At 62.0% G+C, this 16,281-nt stretch carries 15 protein-coding genes; 9 read left to right on the top strand and 6 right to left on the bottom strand.

Annotated features, from left to right (window positions below):
• Nucleotides 1–456: 456 nt before the first annotated feature.
• Both JG747_RS21510 and JG747_RS21515 read right to left on the bottom strand, forming a co-directional pair.
• Nucleotides 457–1,137 carry a DsbA family oxidoreductase gene (locus tag JG747_RS21510; protein ID WP_202360006.1) on the bottom strand — a complete coding sequence of 227 codons (681 nt, stop codon included), beginning with the start codon at nucleotides 1,135–1,137 and terminating at the stop codon, nucleotides 457–459.
• A gap of 16 nt (nucleotides 1,138–1,153) precedes the next feature.
• Nucleotides 1,154–2,974, bottom strand: a complete 1,821-nt coding sequence (locus JG747_RS21515; RefSeq protein WP_202360007.1) for an extracellular solute-binding protein — start codon at nucleotides 2,972–2,974, stop codon at nucleotides 1,154–1,156.
• A gap of 234 nt (nucleotides 2,975–3,208) precedes the next feature.
• Here JG747_RS21515 and JG747_RS21520 point away from each other — a divergent pair, with 234 nt between their 5' ends.
• Nucleotides 3,209–3,838 carry an invasion associated locus B family protein gene (locus tag JG747_RS21520; protein WP_027046833.1) on the top strand — a complete coding sequence of 210 codons (630 nt, stop codon included), beginning with the start codon at nucleotides 3,209–3,211 and terminating at the stop codon, nucleotides 3,836–3,838.
• 110 nt (nucleotides 3,839–3,948) lie between these two features.
• Here the strand turns inward: JG747_RS21520 and hspQ are convergent, their stop codons facing one another.
• Complete coding sequence (gene hspQ / locus JG747_RS21525; protein WP_019858091.1) at nucleotides 3,949–4,272, bottom strand: heat shock protein HspQ; 324 nt, start codon at nucleotides 4,270–4,272, stop codon at nucleotides 3,949–3,951.
• Nucleotides 4,273–4,420: 148 nt separating this feature from the next.
• A complete protein-coding gene (locus tag JG747_RS21530) occupies nucleotides 4,421–5,635 on the bottom strand; it encodes a UbiH/UbiF family hydroxylase (RefSeq protein WP_202360008.1) in 1,215 nt (404 codons plus the stop codon).
• 70 nt (nucleotides 5,636–5,705) lie between these two features.
• Here JG747_RS21530 and JG747_RS21535 point away from each other — a divergent pair, with 70 nt between their 5' ends.
• From JG747_RS21535 to JG747_RS21570, 8 genes are all read left to right on the top strand, one after another.
• Entirely contained in the window at nucleotides 5,706–6,635 is a 930-nt protein-coding gene (locus JG747_RS21535; protein ID WP_244748186.1) for a DUF2182 domain-containing protein, read from the top strand.
• 14 nt (nucleotides 6,636–6,649) lie between these two features.
• Nucleotides 6,650–7,264: a DUF1326 domain-containing protein gene (locus JG747_RS21540; RefSeq protein WP_202360009.1), complete on the top strand. Its 615-nt coding sequence runs from the start codon at nucleotides 6,650–6,652 to the stop codon at nucleotides 7,262–7,264.
• 23 nt (nucleotides 7,265–7,287) lie between these two features.
• The gene (gene pcsA / locus JG747_RS21545) at nucleotides 7,288–8,094 is read left to right on the top strand and encodes a phosphatidylcholine synthase (RefSeq protein WP_027046831.1); all 807 of its coding nucleotides are present in this window, start codon (nucleotides 7,288–7,290) and stop codon (nucleotides 8,092–8,094) included.
• A gap of 28 nt (nucleotides 8,095–8,122) precedes the next feature.
• A complete protein-coding gene (locus JG747_RS21550; protein WP_202360010.1) occupies nucleotides 8,123–9,100 on the top strand; it encodes a quinone oxidoreductase family protein in 978 nt (325 codons plus the stop codon).
• 133 nt (nucleotides 9,101–9,233) lie between these two features.
• A complete protein-coding gene (locus tag JG747_RS21555; protein WP_038646759.1) occupies nucleotides 9,234–10,811 on the top strand; it encodes an ABC transporter ATP-binding protein in 1,578 nt (525 codons plus the stop codon).
• A complete protein-coding gene (locus JG747_RS21560; RefSeq protein WP_202360011.1) occupies nucleotides 10,808–11,938 on the top strand; it encodes an ABC transporter permease in 1,131 nt (376 codons plus the stop codon). Before JG747_RS21555 ends, JG747_RS21560 begins: the two co-directional genes overlap by 4 nt.
• Nucleotides 11,938–12,858 carry an ABC transporter permease gene (locus tag JG747_RS21565; RefSeq protein ID WP_202360012.1) on the top strand — a complete coding sequence of 307 codons (921 nt, stop codon included), beginning with the start codon at nucleotides 11,938–11,940 and terminating at the stop codon, nucleotides 12,856–12,858. The genes JG747_RS21560 and JG747_RS21565 overlap by 1 nt, the downstream gene beginning before the upstream one ends.
• A gap of 51 nt (nucleotides 12,859–12,909) precedes the next feature.
• Nucleotides 12,910–13,977, top strand: a complete 1,068-nt coding sequence (locus JG747_RS21570; protein WP_202360013.1) for a BMP family ABC transporter substrate-binding protein — start codon at nucleotides 12,910–12,912, stop codon at nucleotides 13,975–13,977.
• Nucleotides 13,978–14,055: 78 nt separating this feature from the next.
• Here JG747_RS21570 and rimO read toward each other — a convergent pair whose 3' ends face one another.
• Both rimO and JG747_RS21580 read right to left on the bottom strand, forming a co-directional pair.
• Nucleotides 14,056–15,369 carry a 30S ribosomal protein S12 methylthiotransferase RimO gene (gene rimO / locus JG747_RS21575; RefSeq protein WP_019858079.1) on the bottom strand — a complete coding sequence of 438 codons (1,314 nt, stop codon included), beginning with the start codon at nucleotides 15,367–15,369 and terminating at the stop codon, nucleotides 14,056–14,058.
• 164 nt (nucleotides 15,370–15,533) lie between these two features.
• The gene (locus JG747_RS21580) at nucleotides 15,534–16,220 is read right to left on the bottom strand and encodes a TerC family protein (protein ID WP_202360014.1); all 687 of its coding nucleotides are present in this window, start codon (nucleotides 16,218–16,220) and stop codon (nucleotides 15,534–15,536) included.
• Nucleotides 16,221–16,281 lie beyond the last annotated feature (61 nt).

A 16,281-nucleotide genomic window follows, 5' to 3' on the forward strand; every position in this document is an offset into this window, starting at 1 on the left:
TAGTCTATCCGGTACTGACTCCTGCGATCGTCTGCCGATCCGAATCACGATCCCGCCCAAACCTTTTTTGTTTTGTTACGGATGGTAACACCAATTGATCATTTTCCATTAATTTTTATAGGGGGTCAGCGATATTTGAAGATCCGGCCGTGTCGGGAAGGCAACAGAGCAGGCTTCCAAGTGCTTCGCGTAAGCCGGCAGGAAGGCGATTTAACATAACAATGTCAGATGGTTACTTGGCTACGACGCGGTGAGCCACAACCTTCCCTTAGGGAAGGCGTCCACACGATTTCGTGACTCATTTTGGCTTGTCCGGCGAGCCGATTTTTTGTTGGGGCTAACCAAATTCCCGAAAACCGGCCGTCCTTTGACGTCTGATTCCTGCCGCGATCGGCCTTTCCGGGAGCCGAGAAGTGACCTGAAACGGTCTTGTCGCAGGTGAAGGAATGACCGGCCTCAGCCGACCTTGTCCAATTCGCCGCTTGCCTTTGCCGCCGCCACCTGGCGGATGGCATCGGCCAGCGTGTCGACGTCCTGGGCGCCCATCACGGCATATCTGCCTTCAAGCAGGAAGCACGGCACGCCCGATATGCCCATGCGCGACGCCGTGGCGATCTCCGTGCGCACCGCCTCGACATCGGCGTCGGTCGGCAAGAGCGTGGCGACCACCGACGCATCCATGCCGGCCTCGCGGGCGGCTTCGACCAACACGGCATGGTCGCCGATGTTGACACCTTCCTCGAAATTCAACTGGAACAGGCGACGGACCAGCCTGTTCTGCACGGCTTCACCGGCAGCACCCGCCCAACGGATCAGGCGGTGCGCATCGAGCGTGTTCGGCGCCACCTTGATGGCATCGAAGGCAAAGGAAATGCCCTCTGCCTCGCCAAGCGGCTCGATGCGGGCATGAATCTCGCGAATGCGCTCATCGCTGCCGAACTTGGCCCGCATATACTCCCGGCGGTCCTTGCCCTGCGGCGGAATGGTCGGATCGAGCTGGAACGGCCGCCAGCGTATATGCACATCGACGTCGCCGGCCGCGGCAACCGCCTTGTCCAGCCGCTTCTGACCGATGAAACACCATGGGCAGACGACATCCGACACCACATCGACGGTTATGGCGTTCGCTTCGCTCATCTCGATCTCCGGATTTTCAGTTCGGTTTGCGCCACCATGTCGGCAGCTGATAACCGAATATGGGCGTCTTCTTCGGATGTTCCAGATAATTCCAGTAAGCAAGCCACTGCTGCGTGTTGTACTGCATCGGCACCATGTAATTGCCCGAGATCAGCAGCCGGTCGAGAACGCGAACGGCGGCGACATAATCCTCCTTCGAGCGGGCGCGCAGCATCGCGTCGATCGCCGCATCGACTGCCGGATCGGCAACGCCGGCGAGATTGAACGAGCCTTCGGCCTTGGCCGCCTCGGAGCTCCAGCGCCCGAGCTGTTCGAAGCCTGGCGACAGTGAATTGTTGAAGCCGCTCGATCCGATCAGAGCCTCGAAATCGAAGCGCTGCTTGCGTGACTGGATCTGGTCGCCGTCGAGGCTACGGATGCTGACGTTGATGCCGATCTTCTCCAGTGTGCGCTGATAGATACCGGCCAGGCGCTCTTCGTCTTGCGAAGCAGTCAGGATCTCGAATGCGAAAGGTTTGCCGTCGGGATCGAGCATCGTACCGTCCTGGACGTGGTAACCGATGCTTTTCAGGAGATCGAAGGCTGTCTTCAACACCTTGCGGTCCTGACCTGAACCGTCGGTCACGGGCGGTTTCCAGGTGCCGTCCATGACATCGGGCGGCACACGGCCGGGGTAGGGGGCGAGCAAGGCCTTTTCCCTGTCGTCGGCCGGATGGCCGAGCGCGGAAAGTTCCGAGTTCTGCCAGTAGCTCATCGTGCGGGTGTATTTGCCGCCGAACAGGTTCTTGTTCGCCCATTCGAAGTCGTAAAGCATGCCGAGCGCGCGCCGAACCACCGGATTGGAGAACTTCGGCAGCCTTGTGTTGAACAGGAAACCGGTCACCACGGGCGGAATGCCGGTGTCGAAGGTTTCAGAAACCACGTCCCCCCTATGGAACGCCGGGAAGTCCAGATCGCGCTCCCGTTTGACCGGATCGCCGTCGTCGTCGATGGCGCAGAGGCCTTTCTTGAAAGCCTCGAGCTTGGCGTTGGCGTTGAGGAAATATTCGATGGTGATCTGGTCGTAATTGTCGAAGCCGCGCTTGGCCGGGACATCCTTGCCCCAATAATCGGGGTTGCGCTTGAACACGATACGCTGGCCCGGCGCCACCTGGGCAATGGTGTATGGTCCGCTGCCAATCAGCGGCTTCAGCGTTGTCTTGTCGAAAGTCTCCTTGTCGAAGGCATGTTTCGGCAGGATCGGCGTCAGCGCGATGATCATGGGCGTTTCGCGATTGGCCTTGTCATTGAAGGTGAAGCGCACGCTGTGATCGCCGGTCTTTTCAAGCTTGGCGATCAGGCTCATGCGTGCGTTGTAGGGTGGGCGACCCTTGTCGGTGAAGACGTCGTAGGTGAACAGCACATCCTCCGGCGTCACCGGCTCGCCGTCCGACCACTTTGCATTGGGATTGAGATGGAACTCGATCGACTTGCGCTCGGAATCCATGTCCGCGCTGTCAGCGAGCAGTCCATAGAGACTGAAGGCCTCGTCGTAGTTGCGCTGCATCAGCGGTTCGAAAACGAGGTTGCCGTAGGTCAGATCCATCATGCCGCGCGCCGTCGTGCGCAGGCTTTTCAGGATGAAAGGGTTGAGGTTGTCGAAGCTGCCGACAACACAATAGGTGATGTTGCCACCCTTCGGCGCATCGGGATTGACGTAGTCGAAATGGGTGTAGTCGGGCGGCAGTGCCGGCTCGCCCTGCATGGCGATGGCATGCTTCGGTTCCGACATGGACGGCCGCAGCGAAAGGGTGAAAAGCGATATCGCGGTGATCAGCCAAACAAGAACGCGGCCCATGACCGTCTCCTTAACAGGTCGGCTTGATGATTCGGTGCGCACCCTAGCATGAGGCAGGTCCCTGCCGGCCAATCGTGTCATCAAGAATTACAAGTGGGCGGGGCTGGATTCGGCACCGCTTGCAGTGTAACACGCCGTCCGAAGTCATTCTGTTGCCTCATTTCGGCAACAGGTAGCTGGACCACACGGCATAGAGAAGCCGGTTCCGGGATCATTTGAGAGGAAGTGCACGACATGACGAGCCTGAACAGCAATGCGTACCGCCTTTCGGTCATGGCCGCGGGCGTGGTCGGCTTTCTGGGCGCAGGACTTCCCTCTGCTTCCGCACAGCAGCAGCAACAGATTCCACAGGGCTGGTTCAAGGCCTGCACCAAGCAGGAAGACGTCGATATCTGCAACGTCCAGAACATCGTCACGGCCGGCAACGGCCAGCTCGTCACCGGTGTGAGCCTGATCGAGCTCAAGGGCAAGGTGAACCGCAAGGTGTTTCAGGTGACGGTCCCGACCGGTCGCCTGGTACCTCCCGGCATCGGCCTGCAGATCGACACCGGCAAGGCCGTAAAGCTCGACTATGTCATCTGCTTCCCGGATCGTTGCGTGGCCGAAGTGCCGCTGACCGACCAGCTCGTCGCCTCGTTCAAGAAGGGTCAGGGGATCACGCTGACCTCGATCAATTTCCAGAACCAGGCCAACCCGATCAAGATCGCGCTCCAGGGCTTCAGCGGCGCCTATGACGGTCCGCCGCTGCAGCAGTCGGACATCGAGGACCGGCAGAAGAAGCTCCAGGACTTCGTCGCCAAGAACAACCAGGACTTCGCCAAGAAGCTCAAGGATGAGCAGGACAAGGCCAAGACCGCCAACTGATCGCCGGCTCGGCCATTCTCGAGTCAAAGAAAAAGCGGGGTCATGCCCCGCTTTTTTCGTGTCCGGCCTTGGCCTGGATTTTCCTGACCGACGACCAGAATGCCGCAAGGTCAGTGCCTGGACTGGCGTTTCGGCTCGTAACGCCCGTCCGGCCTCTTGTCGAACATCTCCTTGATCTGCGGGTGGCGGACCGGCTCGCCCGACCGATCCTCGAGGAGATTCTGCTCCGACACATAGGCGATGTATTCGGTTTCCGAATTCTCGGCGAGCAGATGGTAGAATGGCTGATCCTTGCGCGGCCGCACGTCGGCGGGAATGGCTTCGTACCATTCGTCGGTGTTGGCGAATTGGGGGTCGACGTCGAAAATGATGCCTCGAAACGGAAACAGCCGGTGGCGAACCACCTGTCCGATCGCGAATTTGGCCGTTTTCATCGTACTCACCACTGAATTCCTTGACTTTATTTGGCGCAGACTCCGAGTCAATTCAATCCCGAAGCGTTCGAGCGCCTTCAAGCTACGCAGAATGCGACGCAAAGGTTTTGATTGATGTCGCGACGTCGCGATAAAATCCGCCAAATCGCTACTGCTGCCGCATGGGTTTTCGCAGGCCGCCCGCGAGTGCTGCAAAACCACTGCCGGGGCGGAGCCCTTCGCGCATGAAGAAGGCGCGCAGCGGTGCAAAGCCGCCGAGCACGCCGAGACCGGCGCCGCGTGCCATCTGCGCCGGCAGCATGTCGGAAAGCAGCGACATGTTGAGCAGGTTGACCGCGCTGCTGCGCGCCAGAATGTCGGGCCGGCGCTTGAAATCGTAGGCGGCAAGGGCCTTGGCCGCGCCTGGATCTCCGCTATTTTCTTTTGCAATTCCAACCAGATCGTCAATATCCCTGATGCCAAGGTTGAGGCCTTGCGCACCGATCGGCGGGAACACATGCGCGGCTTCGCCGATAAGCGCCACCCTGTCTCGTGCGAAACGCAGGGGCGTCACGGTCGAAAGCGGGTAGATCTGGCGGCCCGGCTCCACTGTCACCCGACCCAGCATCGACTGCATCTGCTGCTCGACCCGCAACGAGAGCGTTGCATCATCCAGGGCGGCAAGCTCTTTGGCGTTCTCGGGCTTCACCACCCAGACGAGACTTGAGCGATTACCGGGCAACGGAACCTGAGTGAACGGACCGGTTTCGGTGTGGAACTCGGTCGAGGTGGAGGCGTGCTCACGGCTATGGCCAAAATTAAGCACGAGTGCGGCCTGCGGATAGGCGTGCGAACCGGTCGAAATGCCCGCCGCCTCGCGCGCAGGCGACTGGCGACCATCGGCGGCGACCGCCAGTGAAGCGCCAATCTCGCTGCCGTCGGCGAGAACGGCATGAGCCCGATCGACATCGAGGTGCCAGGTCTTCACCATCGACCTGCGCCATTCGATCCCGGAATGCGCGGCCACCTTGTCCGCAAGCGCCGGGCCAAGGACGCTGTTGGGCAGGTTTAGCCCGAACTGCTCCTCATCGATCTCGCTGGCGCGGAAGGTGACGACGGGGCTGCGGATCAGCCGGCTGGTCGCGTCGACGATGCGCATGACTTTCAAGGGAGCGGCCTTGGGCCTGATGGCTTCGAGGACCTCGAGCCGCTCAAGCACTTTCAGGGCAGGGTTCATCAGCGCCGTGGTGCGGCCATCGGGGGCCGACGCCTCGGGCCCGACCAGCGTCACCGGGAAGCCGGCATCGGCGAAAGCCAGCGCCGCGATCAGCCCTGCCGGTCCGGTGCCGGCAATCAGTATTCGCGCTGTTTCCTGATGCTCCAAGATCGGTTTCCGGACTGCGATGCGAGGCGGGTCACCAGACCTGCCAGTCGAGAAGCATATAGGTCAGTTCATGCGGCTTGATCAACGCGGCGATTCGGCTCATTCGGGTGTCATGACCGGCCCCCAGGACGATTTCAGCCATCTCGACCGCGCCGGCCGCGCCACGGCTGATATTGCGCGCCACCCACGTTTGACGGTCAATATCGTCGTCGGCGCCAGCATTCTGCTTGCATGGTCGTCGCTGGCAACGATGGCGATTCGCGGCGCCGAGGCCTGGGGCAGTGCGCCCGGCGACACACTTCTGCGCGGCCTGCCGCAGCTGCCGCTGCCCGATTTCCTGGAGCGGTTCTTCGCGCTCTGCCTGTCGCCGGCGCCGCTGGATGCAAGCATCGTCCCGCGTGCCCTGGCGCTGATCCTGATGTGGTTCCTGATGGCGATCGCCGCGATGCTGCCGTCGGCGGCGCCGATGATCCGCACCTATTGCGAGATCGCCGATACGGCCCGGCTCAAGGGCGAGCCGGTCGTCCATCCGCTGGTGCTGGTTGCCGGCTATCTCGGTGTCTGGCTCGCCGCCTCGATGCTGTTTGCGGCGCTGACGCTCTGCGTGCATGGATTCGCCGCGTCCGGCGAGATCTACGATCCGCTGCTTGGCCTTGCCGGGGCGCTCACACTGCTGGTTGCAGGCCTCTACCAGTTCAGCGGCCTCAAGAAGGCCTGCCTGAAGAAATGCCGCAACCCGTTCTCGATCCTGTTTTCGAACTGGAGCGCCAAACCCGTCCGCGTCTTCCGGCTTGGTGCGGCGCAAGGCATCTGGTGCCTCGGATGCTGCTGGGCGCTGATGCTGGTGATGTTCGCAGTCGGCGTGATGAACATCTTCTGGATGGCGCTGATCGGCGTGTTCACCCTGATTGAAAAACAGACCACGGGCCGTCTTCCAACCCGGCTGGCCGGTGCGATACTGCTTGTCTGGGCAGCCGCGCTGCTAGTAGTCTCGCTGTGAGTGGGGGAAATTCAATGACAGATCAGGGCTGGGCAATGAAAGGAGAGCTCGTACTCTCCTGCAATTGCACGGTTTTTTGCCCTTGCGTGCTGTCGCTCGGCAGTCACCCTCCGACCGAGGGCTACTGCCAGACCTGGGCGGGTTTCCGTATCGATGCCGGCCATTTCGGCGAGATCGACCTGTCCGGCCTCAACCTCGGGCTGATCATGGAAATCCCCGGTTACATGAGCCGCGGCAACTGGACCGCCGGCCTCTTCATCGACAAACGCGCCTCGGTCTACGCGATCAAGGCCTTGACGAAGATCTTCACCGGCAAGGCCGGCGGAACCACATCGCTGCTGTCGATCCTGGTCGGAAAATTCCTGGGTGTGGAACAGGTGCCGATCACCTATGAGACACGGGACAAGACGCGTATCTTCCAGATACCGAAGATCATCGATGGCGCGGTCACGCCAATCGCGGGCAAGGATCGCGAGAGGGATACGGTGATCACCAATTCGGAATACTGGATTGCACCGGAGATCATCGTGGCGAGGTCCGACAAGAGCAAGATGCGAGCCTTTGGCCGCAACTGGAATTTTGCCGGCCGATCGGCCGAAATCTGCAAGCTGGATTGGCGGGGCCCGTGAGCAAGAACACATCGGCCAGGAACATGGCGGCACGGAGAGCCGCCAAGAAGATCACGGATCGGATTCCGCGACCGAAGAAGAAGGTCACCTGGCCGCAGGCGAGGGCGTTCTCGGTCCATCTGCTGACGGCGTCGGGCTCGTTCCTTGCCTTCCTGTCGCTGGTGGCGGCGAGTGAGGAACGCTGGACGGCAATGTTCTGGTGGCTTGGACTGGCGCTGTTCGTCGACGGCATCGACGGGCCGATCGCCAGGAAGCTCGAGGTCAAGGAAATCCTGCCGACCTGGTCGGGCGAGCTCCTCGACAACATCATCGACTACGTGACCTATGTGCTGATCCCGGCCTTCGCGCTCTACCAGCGCGGCTTCATGGGCGAGGGTCTGTCGTTCCTGTCGGCGGCGATCATCGTTGTCTCCAGCGCGATCTATTATGCCGACACCGGCATGAAGACGAAGGAGAATTTCTTCAAGGGCTTCCCCGTGGTCTGGAACATGGTGGTGTTCACGCTGTTCGTCATCGAGCCCGGCCAATGGGTGTCGTTCGCGGTGGTGGTGGTGGCCGGTATTCTGACCTTCATCCCGATCAATTTCATTCATCCGGTGCGGGTCGTGCGACTGCGGCCCATCAATCTCACAATGACCCTTTTGTGGTGCGCCTTCGGCGCGCTTGCCCTCGCACAGGCGGCGCTTGCCGCTTTCTATGACCAGATCGGTGTGTTGGGCGCACAGGTCAGCACCTTCATCAAGATCGGCATCACCATTACCGGGCTTTACCTGGCCTGTATCGGTGGCATCATGCAGTTCTTTCCAAATCTCGGCGCCAAAAAGGCCTGACCAGCCGCTCCCACAGGAATCCCAATCCATGTCCAAAGCGATCCGCATCCACGCCCATGGCAGCCCGGAAGTTCTGACCTATGAGGACGCCGGTCCCGGCCGGCCGGGTTCCGGACAGATCCTGGTCAGGCATACGGCCATCGGCCTCAACTTCATCGACGTCTATCATCGCTCCGGCCTTTATCCGCCGCCCGGAGGTTTTCCGCTCATTCCGGGCAGCGAGGCCGCCGGCGTGGTGCAGGAGGTCGGCGAGGGCGTCGACTGGCTGAAGCCAGGAGACCGGATCGCCTATTCGACGAATGTCGGGGCCTATGCCGAGCAACGCGTTATCGCCGCAAGCCTCGTGGTCAAGATTCCCGAGGGCATCAGCGACGAGCAGGCGGCCGCGATGATGCTGAAAGGCATGACATCAGAATATCTCCTGCGCCGGACCTTCAAGGTGAAGGCGGGCGACACGATCCTGTTCCATGCCGCTGCCGGCGGCGTCGGGCTCATTCTCGGCCAATGGGCGAAACATCTCGGTGCAACCGTCATCGGCACGGCAAGCTCGACCGACAAGATCGAACTCGCCAAGGCGCACGGTTTCGACCATGTCATTAACTACAAGGAGCAGGATTTCGTCGCCGGCGTCGCGGCCATCACCGGCGGCAAGAGATGCGATGTCGTCTACGATTCGGTCGGCAATGATACATTCCCGGCCTCGCTCGACTGCCTCAAGCCTCTCGGCATGTTCGTCAGCTTCGGTCAGTCCTCGGGACCGATCCCGCCCTTCTCGATGTCATTGCTGGCGCAGAAGGGCTCGCTGTTCGCCACAAGGCCGACGCTGTTCGTCTACAACGCCAAGCGCGAGGATCTCGACGCCTCCGCTGCCGCGCTGTTCGACGTGGTGCTCAGTGGCGCCGTCAAGATCCAGATCAACCAGCGCTATGCGCTGAAGGATGCGGGCAAGGCGCATGCCGACCTCGAGGGGCGCAGGACAACAGGGACGACCATTCTCATCCCTTAGTCCCGCCGGGCTTGCTATCCCTTGAATTTCCGCTGAAATTCTTGAAGCTCTTTCAAGACGCGTGCCGCTTTCCGTTGAGAGCCAGCGGCGCCTACCATGCTTGCGGGAACACAGAACATATCTGGTGAACCAGATGGGAGGCACTGTGAGTGCAAATCATGATGGGGCGAACCTGCTCGAGGTTCGTGGCCTGACCAAGATATTCGGCACGCTGACGGCGTGCGACCATATCGATCTCAACATCGCAAAAGGTGAAATCCACGCGCTGCTCGGCGAGAACGGCGCCGGCAAATCGACGCTGGTCAAGATGCTGTTCGGCTCGCTGGAGCCCAATTCCGGCGAGATTTTCTGGAACGGCCAGGCGGTGCGGATCACCAGCCCGGGTGCCGCCAAGAAGCTCGGCATCGGCATGGTGTTCCAGCATTTTTCGCTCTTCGAGGCGCTGACCGCGGCCGAGAACATCGCGCTTTCCCTGGACGACGGCTCGCCGATCAGCAGCATCGCCGCAAAGGCGAGGGCGCTTTCCTACAGCTACGGCCTGCCGCTCGATCCGGACTCGCTGGTCGGCGACCTGTCGGTCGGCGAACGCCAGCGCATCGAGATCATCCGCTGCCTGCTGCAGACGCCGCAGCTCATCATCCTCGACGAGCCTACCTCGGTGCTGACGCCACAGGAAGCCGACAAGCTGTTCGAGACACTGGAGCGGCTGCGCTCGGAAGGCAAATCGATCCTTTACATTTCGCACCGGTTGGAAGAGGTCAAACGCATCTGCGACCGCGCCACCGTGTTGCGGCACGGCAAGGTGGTGGGCCATTGCAACCCGCGCGAGGAGACAGCCTCCTCGCTCGCCCGCATGATGGTCGGCAACGAGGTGCAGGCCGTGGTGCGTGCACCGGTCGAGGGGATCGAGACCGCGCAGCCGCTGCTTGAAGTCCGCGGCCTCACCCGCAAGCCGGCAACGCCGTTCTCCATTCCGCTCAAGAACATCAGCCTCAATGTCCGTGCCGGCGAGGTGATCGGCATTGCCGGTGTCGCCGGCAACGGCCAGGGTGAGTTCTTCGAATCCGTTTCCGGCGAAGTGTTGCAGCAGGACGTCGCCTCGGTGCGCATCCGCGGCAAGGATGCGGGTGGGCTCACCATAACCGGACGGCGGTTGCTGGGTGCCGCCTTCGTGCCGGAAGAGCGCCTCGGCCATGGTGCGGCGCCGCGCATGAAACTTTCGGAAAACCTTTTGCTGTCGCGCCATGCCACGGACGGCAAGGCGTTTGTCGGCACCGGTGGAATGGTCAAGAGCGGCGCCATTTACGCTGCCTCCCAACGCATCATCGAGGCGATGGACGTGCGCAAGAGCGCGCCGGATCCGGAAGCTGCGGCACTTTCGGGCGGAAACCTGCAGAAATTCATCGTCGGCCGCGAACTCGACCGCCGGCCCAGCGTCATGGTGGTGAACCAGCCGACCTGGGGCGTCGACGCCGGCGCCGCAGCCCACATAAGGCAGGCGTTGATCGAACTGTCGCGGAGCGGATCGGCGGTGCTGGTGATCAGCCAGGATCTCGACGAGCTGTTCGAAATTTCGGACGCGATCGCAGTCATGCACAATGGCGAATTGTCCAAGCCGATGCCGATCGCCGAAGCAACCTTCGAGAAGGTCGGCCTGCTGATGGGCGGCGCCGAGCCCGGCCACGCCGAACATACGCTGGAGACGGCATGATGCGCCTCGAACTCGTCAAACGCCCGCAGCGCTCCGCGCTATTTTCGGCCCTGTCGCCGTTCATCGCCTTCGCGCTGACGATCATCGCCGGCGCCATTATGTTCGCGCTGCTCGGCGTCAATCCGCTGACCGCGTTTCGGATCTACTTCATCGAGCCGATCAGCCAGGTCTGGCAGCTGCATGAACTGGCGATCAAGGCGGCACCGCTGATCCTGATCGCGGTCGGCCTGTCGGTCTGCTACAAGGCCAACATCTGGAACATCGGCGCCGAGGGCCAGTTTATTTTCGGCGCCATCTTCGGCTCGGCCATTCCGGTGCTGTTTCCGCAATTCGAAGGCCCGCTGGTGTTGCCGCTGATGCTTCTGCTCGGCATGGTCGGCGGCGCGGCCTATGCGGCGATACCCGCGTTTCTGAAGACCCGCTTCAACACCAACGAGATCCTGACCAGCCTGATGCTGGTCTATGTCGCCCAGCTCTTCCTCGACTGGCTGGTTCGCGGCCCCTGGCGCGATCCGCAGGGCCATGGTTTCCCGCAGACGATCCAGTTCGGCGACTCCGCCGTGCTGCCGGAACTGATGCCGGACGCCGGACGCGCCAATTGGGGCTTTGTCTTCGCGCTGGTTGCCGCGGTGCTGATCTGGATCCTGATGGGGCGCATGCTCAAGGGCTTCGAGGTGCGCGTGCTGGGTTCCAGCCCACGGGCAGGGCGCTTCGCCGGCTTCGGCCTCAGCCGCATGGTGTTCTTCGCCTTCCTGCTGTCGGGCGCGCTGGCCGGCCTTGCCGGTATTTCGGAAGTCTCCGGCGCCATCGGGCAATTGCAGCCGGTGATTTCTCCCGGCTACGGCTTCACCGCCATCATCGTGGCGTTCCTCGGCCGCCTCAATCCGCTCGGCATCATCGCCGCAGGCCTGGTTCTGGCTCTGACCTATCTCGGCGGCGAGGCGGTGCAAAGCGCGCTCGGCATTTCCGACAAGGTGGCGCGGGTGTTCCAGGGCATGCTTTTGTTCTTCGTGCTCGGCTGCGACACGCTCATCCACTACCGCATCCGCCTGATCGGCCTGGCGCTGACGAAACAAGAAGGCGCGGCAAAGCTCGACGCTGCACCGAAGTTGAAGGAAGCCCGCTGATGGACATCACCGTCAACATCCTCCTGACCATCGCAACGGCGGCGACACCGCTGTTGATCGCGGCGATCGGCGAACTGGTGGTCGAGCGCTCCGGCGTGCTCAATCTCGGCGTCGAGGGCATGATGATCATGGGTGCGGTCGGCGGCTTCGGGGCCGGCTATCTGACCGGCTCGCCCTGGGTCGGCCTTTTGGCGGCGATCGCCATGGGAGCGCTGTTCTCGCTGCTGTTTGCCGTCATGACGCTGTCGCTGGCCACCAACCAGGTGGCGACCGGCCTGTCGCTGACGCTGCTCGGCCTCGGCCTCTCCGGCATGATTGGCACGAGCTTCGTCGGCCAGCCCGGCGTCAGGCTGCCCAATCTCGACATTCCCGGCCTGAGCTCCATCCCGGTTGTCGGCAAGCTGCTGTTCGGCCAGGATCCGGTGTTCTACATCTCGGTCGTGCTGACCGCCGCCGTCATGTGGTTCCTGTTCAAGACGCGAACCGGCCTCACGCTGCGCTCGATCGGCGACAGCCATGCCTCGGCGCATGCGCTCGGCATCAAGGTCATCCGCTACCGCTATCTCTCGGTGATCTTCGGCGGTGCCTGCGCCGGTCTCGCCGGCGGCCATCTGTCGCTGGTCTACACGCCGCAATGGGTCGAGAACATGACCGCTGGCCGCGGCTGGATCGCGCTGGCGCTGGTGGTGTTCGCCTCGTGGCGGCCATGGCGGGTGCTGGCCGGTGCCTACATCTTCGGCGCGGTGTGGATCGGCCAGCTTCATGCACAGGCTTTTGGCATTCCGGTGCCCTCGCAGATGCTTTCTTCTCTGCCCTATCTGGCAACCGTCGTGGTTCTCGTTCTAATCTCGCGCAACAAGCGTCTGACGATGATGAACACGCCGGCATCACTGGGGCAGCCATTCGTTCCGGATCGTTGACAAAAACAAAAAGACGGGAAGCTCCAAGGCTTAACACAGAGAGGTAACACGATGAAAAAACTGCTTATTGCCCTGATGACGACGACAGCGGCTTTGTCGCTGGCCGCGTCCGCAGAGGCTGCCGACAAGTTGAAGGCCTGCTGGGTCTATACCGGCCCGATCGGCGATTTCGGCTACTCCTACCAGCACGACCAGGGCCGGCTCGAAGTCGAGAAGGCGCTCGGCGACAAGGTCGAGACCGCCTATCTGGAGAACGTCTCCGAAGGTCCCGATGCCGACCGTGCTTTCGAACGCCTGGCGCGCGAAGGCTGCAAGCTGATCTTCGGCACGTCGTTCGGCTTCATGGATGCCGAAGTGAAGGTCGCCAAGAAGTTTCCGAAAGTGATGTTCGAGCACGCCACCGGCTACAAGACCGGTGACAATCTCGGCATCTACAATGCACGCTTCTACGAAGGCCGTTATGTGCTCGGCCAGATCGCCGCCAAGGAATCGAAGTCCGGCGTTGCCGGCTACATCGTCTCCTTCCCGATTCCCGAAGTGGTGATGGGCATCAACTCCTTCATGCTCGGCGCGCAGTCGATCAACCCGAACTTCAAGGCCAAGATCGTCTGGGTCAATTCGTGGTTCGATCCGGGCAAGGAAGCCGACGCCGCCAAGGCGCTGTTCGACCAAGGTGCCGACATCATCGTCCAGCATACCGATTCGACCGCCGCCCTGCAGGTCGCCGAGGAGCGCAAGCTGCATGGCTTCGGCCAGTCGTCCGACATGATCAAGTTCGCGCCGAACGCGCAGCTGACCTCGCTGACCGACGAATGGGGTCCGTACTACATCAGCCGCGTGCAGGCAGCCATCGACGGCACCTGGAAGCCGGACAATGTGTGGCTCGGCATCAAGGACGGCGCGGTCAAGCTCGCGCCCTACACCAACATGCCCGACGACGTGAAGGCTCTGGCCGAAGCGACCGAGAAGAAGATCGCCGGCGGCTGGAACCCCTTCACCGGACCGATCGCCAAGCAGGACGGCACGCCGTGGCTGAAGGACGGCGAGGTCGCCGACGACGGCACGCTGCTCGGCATGAATTTTTACGTGAAGGGCGTTGACGACAAGCTGCCGCAGTAAGCGGCGGACGATCGATCGGATATGGAGAGGGCGCCGCGAGGCGCCCTTTTCATTTGTCGGGAGAAAGCGACGGAAAGCTCAGACGGCCGAACCGTAGAGGTCGTAGGCGTCGGCGCGCTCGATCTTGACGGTGACGATGTCACCGGCACGCATCGGGCGGCGCGACTGGATGTGGACCGAGCCGTCGATCTCGGGCGCGTCGTATTTGGTGCGGCCTTTCGCCGATGTGCCATTCGCTTCGTCGATCAGCACCGGCAGGCGCTTGCCGACCTTTTTTGCCAGCTGCGTCGCCGAAATCTTCTGCTGGCGCTGCATGAAGCGGTGCCAGCGCGCCTCCTTGACGTCCTGCGGCACCTGCTCGAGGCCGAGGTCGTTGGAGCGGGCGCCCTTGACCGGTTCGTATTTGAAGCAGCCGGCACGGTCGATCTTGGCCTCGTCCAGCCAGTCGAGCAGCATCTCGAAATCCTCGTCCGTCTCGCCGGGGAAGCCGACGATGAAGGTCGAGCGGATGGCAAGATCCGGGCACACGTCACGCCAGCCGCGGATGCGCTCCAGCGTCTTTTCGCCATGTGCCGGCCGGCGCATGTTTTTCAGCACTTGCGGCGAGGCATGCTGGAACGGGATATCCAGATAGGGAAGGATTTTTCCTTCGGCCATCAGCGGGATGACGTCGGCGACATGCGGGTAGGGGTAGACATAGTGCATGCGCACCCAGATGCCGAGCTTGCCCAATTCCTCCGAGAGGTCGAGGAATTTCGCGCGCACTTCACGGTCGCCGAACATCGACGTCTGATACTTGATGTCGATGCCGTAGGCGCTGGTGTCCTGCGAGATGACGAGGAGTTCCTTGACGCCGGCCTTGGCCAGCTTTTCGGCTTCGCGCAGCACATCGGCCGCCGGGCGCGAAACGAGATCGCCACGCAGTGCGGGGATGATGCAGAAGGTGCAGCGGTTGTTGCAGCCTTCCGAAATCTTCAGGTAGGCATAGTGGCGCGGCGTCAGCTTGACGCCCTGTGGCGGCAGCAGGTCGATATAGGGATCGTGCGAGGGTGGGGCTGCCTCATGCACGGCTGCCATGACGCTCTCATAGGCCTGCGGCCCGGTGATCGCCAGCACATTGGGATGCTTTTCGCGGATCACCTCCGGCTCGGCGCCGAGGCAGCCGGTGACGATGACCCTGCCGTTTTCCGAAAGCGCGGAGCCGATGGCGTTGAGCGACTCATCGCGGGCGGAATCGAGGAAACCGCAGGTGTTGACCACGACGAGATCGGCGCCGTCATGTTTGCGGGCGATCTCATAGCCTTCGGCGCGCAGGCGCGTGATGATGCGCTCGGAATCCACGAGCGCCTTCGGGCATCCAAGGCTGACGAAACTGACGCGAGGGGCGGACATAGGCAAGTTTCCAATGGGGGCACGGGCCGAAACGCTGGTCCGGCCTCAAATCGCTGTAAATGTCGGTCTGTGGCGCATGGCAGGAGCCAATACGCGCGGCGCAATAGCATGGGTTGCGCAATCAAGCAAACCGGCCGACGGGCTGGTCCGCGCCATCGGGTGGCTCAGTGGCCTCCGGATCCGAACCAAGGCGCCAGGAAAGCGAAGTGCTCGGGGAATTGCTGCACGGCCCCGTCAAGCAGCATCTTGACCGCGACATAGAGGATGATTGCCAGACCGATATAGGCAATCCAACGGTATTTGTGCAGCAGGCGCGCGACGAACGACGCGGCAAAGCCCATCAAGGCGATGGACAGGGCCAGTCCGATGATCAGCACCGTCGGATGGTTCATGGCAGCACCTGCCACGGCCAGGACATTGTCGAGCGACATCGACACGTCGGCAATGACGATCTGCCAGGCGGCCTGCGAGAAGGTCTTGCCGGATACCTTGCCGCCGATGACGCCGTTCTTGTCGAAATCGCCATTCGACAGCGCTTCGGTCGCGTCGCGCTCCTCATCGTGGCTGACGCGCAATTCGCGCCACATCTTCCAGCAGACCCACAGCAGAAGCAGGCCGCCGGCGATCAACAGCATCGGGCCGATGGTCAGCAGCCATTGCGTGATCAGGGCGAAGAAAATGCGAAGCACGGTGGCCGCCGCGATGCCGACCAAAATGGCGCGCTTGCGTTGGGCGGCCGGCAAGCCGGCCGCGGCGAGGCCGATGACGATGGCGTTGTCGCCCGCGAGCGCAAGGTCGATGGCAATGACCTGAAGAAGAGCCGAAACGCCTGCGGCGGTAAATATTTCCATCGACCAGGAAGCCCTTCGCCGAGTGTTCGTTGTCGATTGTCCAGACGGGCCTAAAGGCATG

The sequence above is a fragment of the Mesorhizobium sp. 131-3-5 genome (assembly GCF_016756575.1).
Lineage (GTDB): Bacteria > Pseudomonadota > Alphaproteobacteria > Rhizobiales > Rhizobiaceae > Mesorhizobium > Mesorhizobium jarvisii.

Coding starts and splice junctions, on each gene's coding strand:
- JG747_RS21510 (WP_202360006.1), bottom strand. CDS start 1,137: ATGAGCGAAGCGAACGCCATAACCGTCGATGTGGTGTCGGATGTCGTC.
- JG747_RS21515 (WP_202360007.1), bottom strand. CDS start 2,974: ATGGGCCGCGTTCTTGTTTGGCTGATCACCGCGATATCGCTTTTCACC.
- JG747_RS21520 (WP_027046833.1), top strand. CDS start 3,209: ATGACGAGCCTGAACAGCAATGCGTACCGCCTTTCGGTCATGGCCGCG.
- hspQ (WP_019858091.1), bottom strand. CDS start 4,272: ATGAAAACGGCCAAATTCGCGATCGGACAGGTGGTTCGCCACCGGCTG.
- JG747_RS21535 (WP_244748186.1), top strand. CDS start 5,706: ATGCGGCTTGATCAACGCGGCGATTCGGCTCATTCGGGTGTCATGACC.
- JG747_RS21540 (WP_202360009.1), top strand. CDS start 6,650: ATGACAGATCAGGGCTGGGCAATGAAAGGAGAGCTCGTACTCTCCTGC.
- pcsA (WP_027046831.1), top strand. CDS start 7,288: ATGGCGGCACGGAGAGCCGCCAAGAAGATCACGGATCGGATTCCGCGA.
- JG747_RS21550 (WP_202360010.1), top strand. CDS start 8,123: ATGTCCAAAGCGATCCGCATCCACGCCCATGGCAGCCCGGAAGTTCTG.
- JG747_RS21555 (WP_038646759.1), top strand. CDS start 9,234: ATGGGAGGCACTGTGAGTGCAAATCATGATGGGGCGAACCTGCTCGAG.
- JG747_RS21560 (WP_202360011.1), top strand. CDS start 10,808: ATGATGCGCCTCGAACTCGTCAAACGCCCGCAGCGCTCCGCGCTATTT.
- JG747_RS21565 (WP_202360012.1), top strand. CDS start 11,938: ATGGACATCACCGTCAACATCCTCCTGACCATCGCAACGGCGGCGACA.
- JG747_RS21570 (WP_202360013.1), top strand. CDS start 12,910: ATGAAAAAACTGCTTATTGCCCTGATGACGACGACAGCGGCTTTGTCG.
- rimO (WP_019858079.1), bottom strand. CDS start 15,369: ATGTCCGCCCCTCGCGTCAGTTTCGTCAGCCTTGGATGCCCGAAGGCG.
- JG747_RS21580 (WP_202360014.1), bottom strand. CDS start 16,220: ATGGAAATATTTACCGCCGCAGGCGTTTCGGCTCTTCTTCAGGTCATT.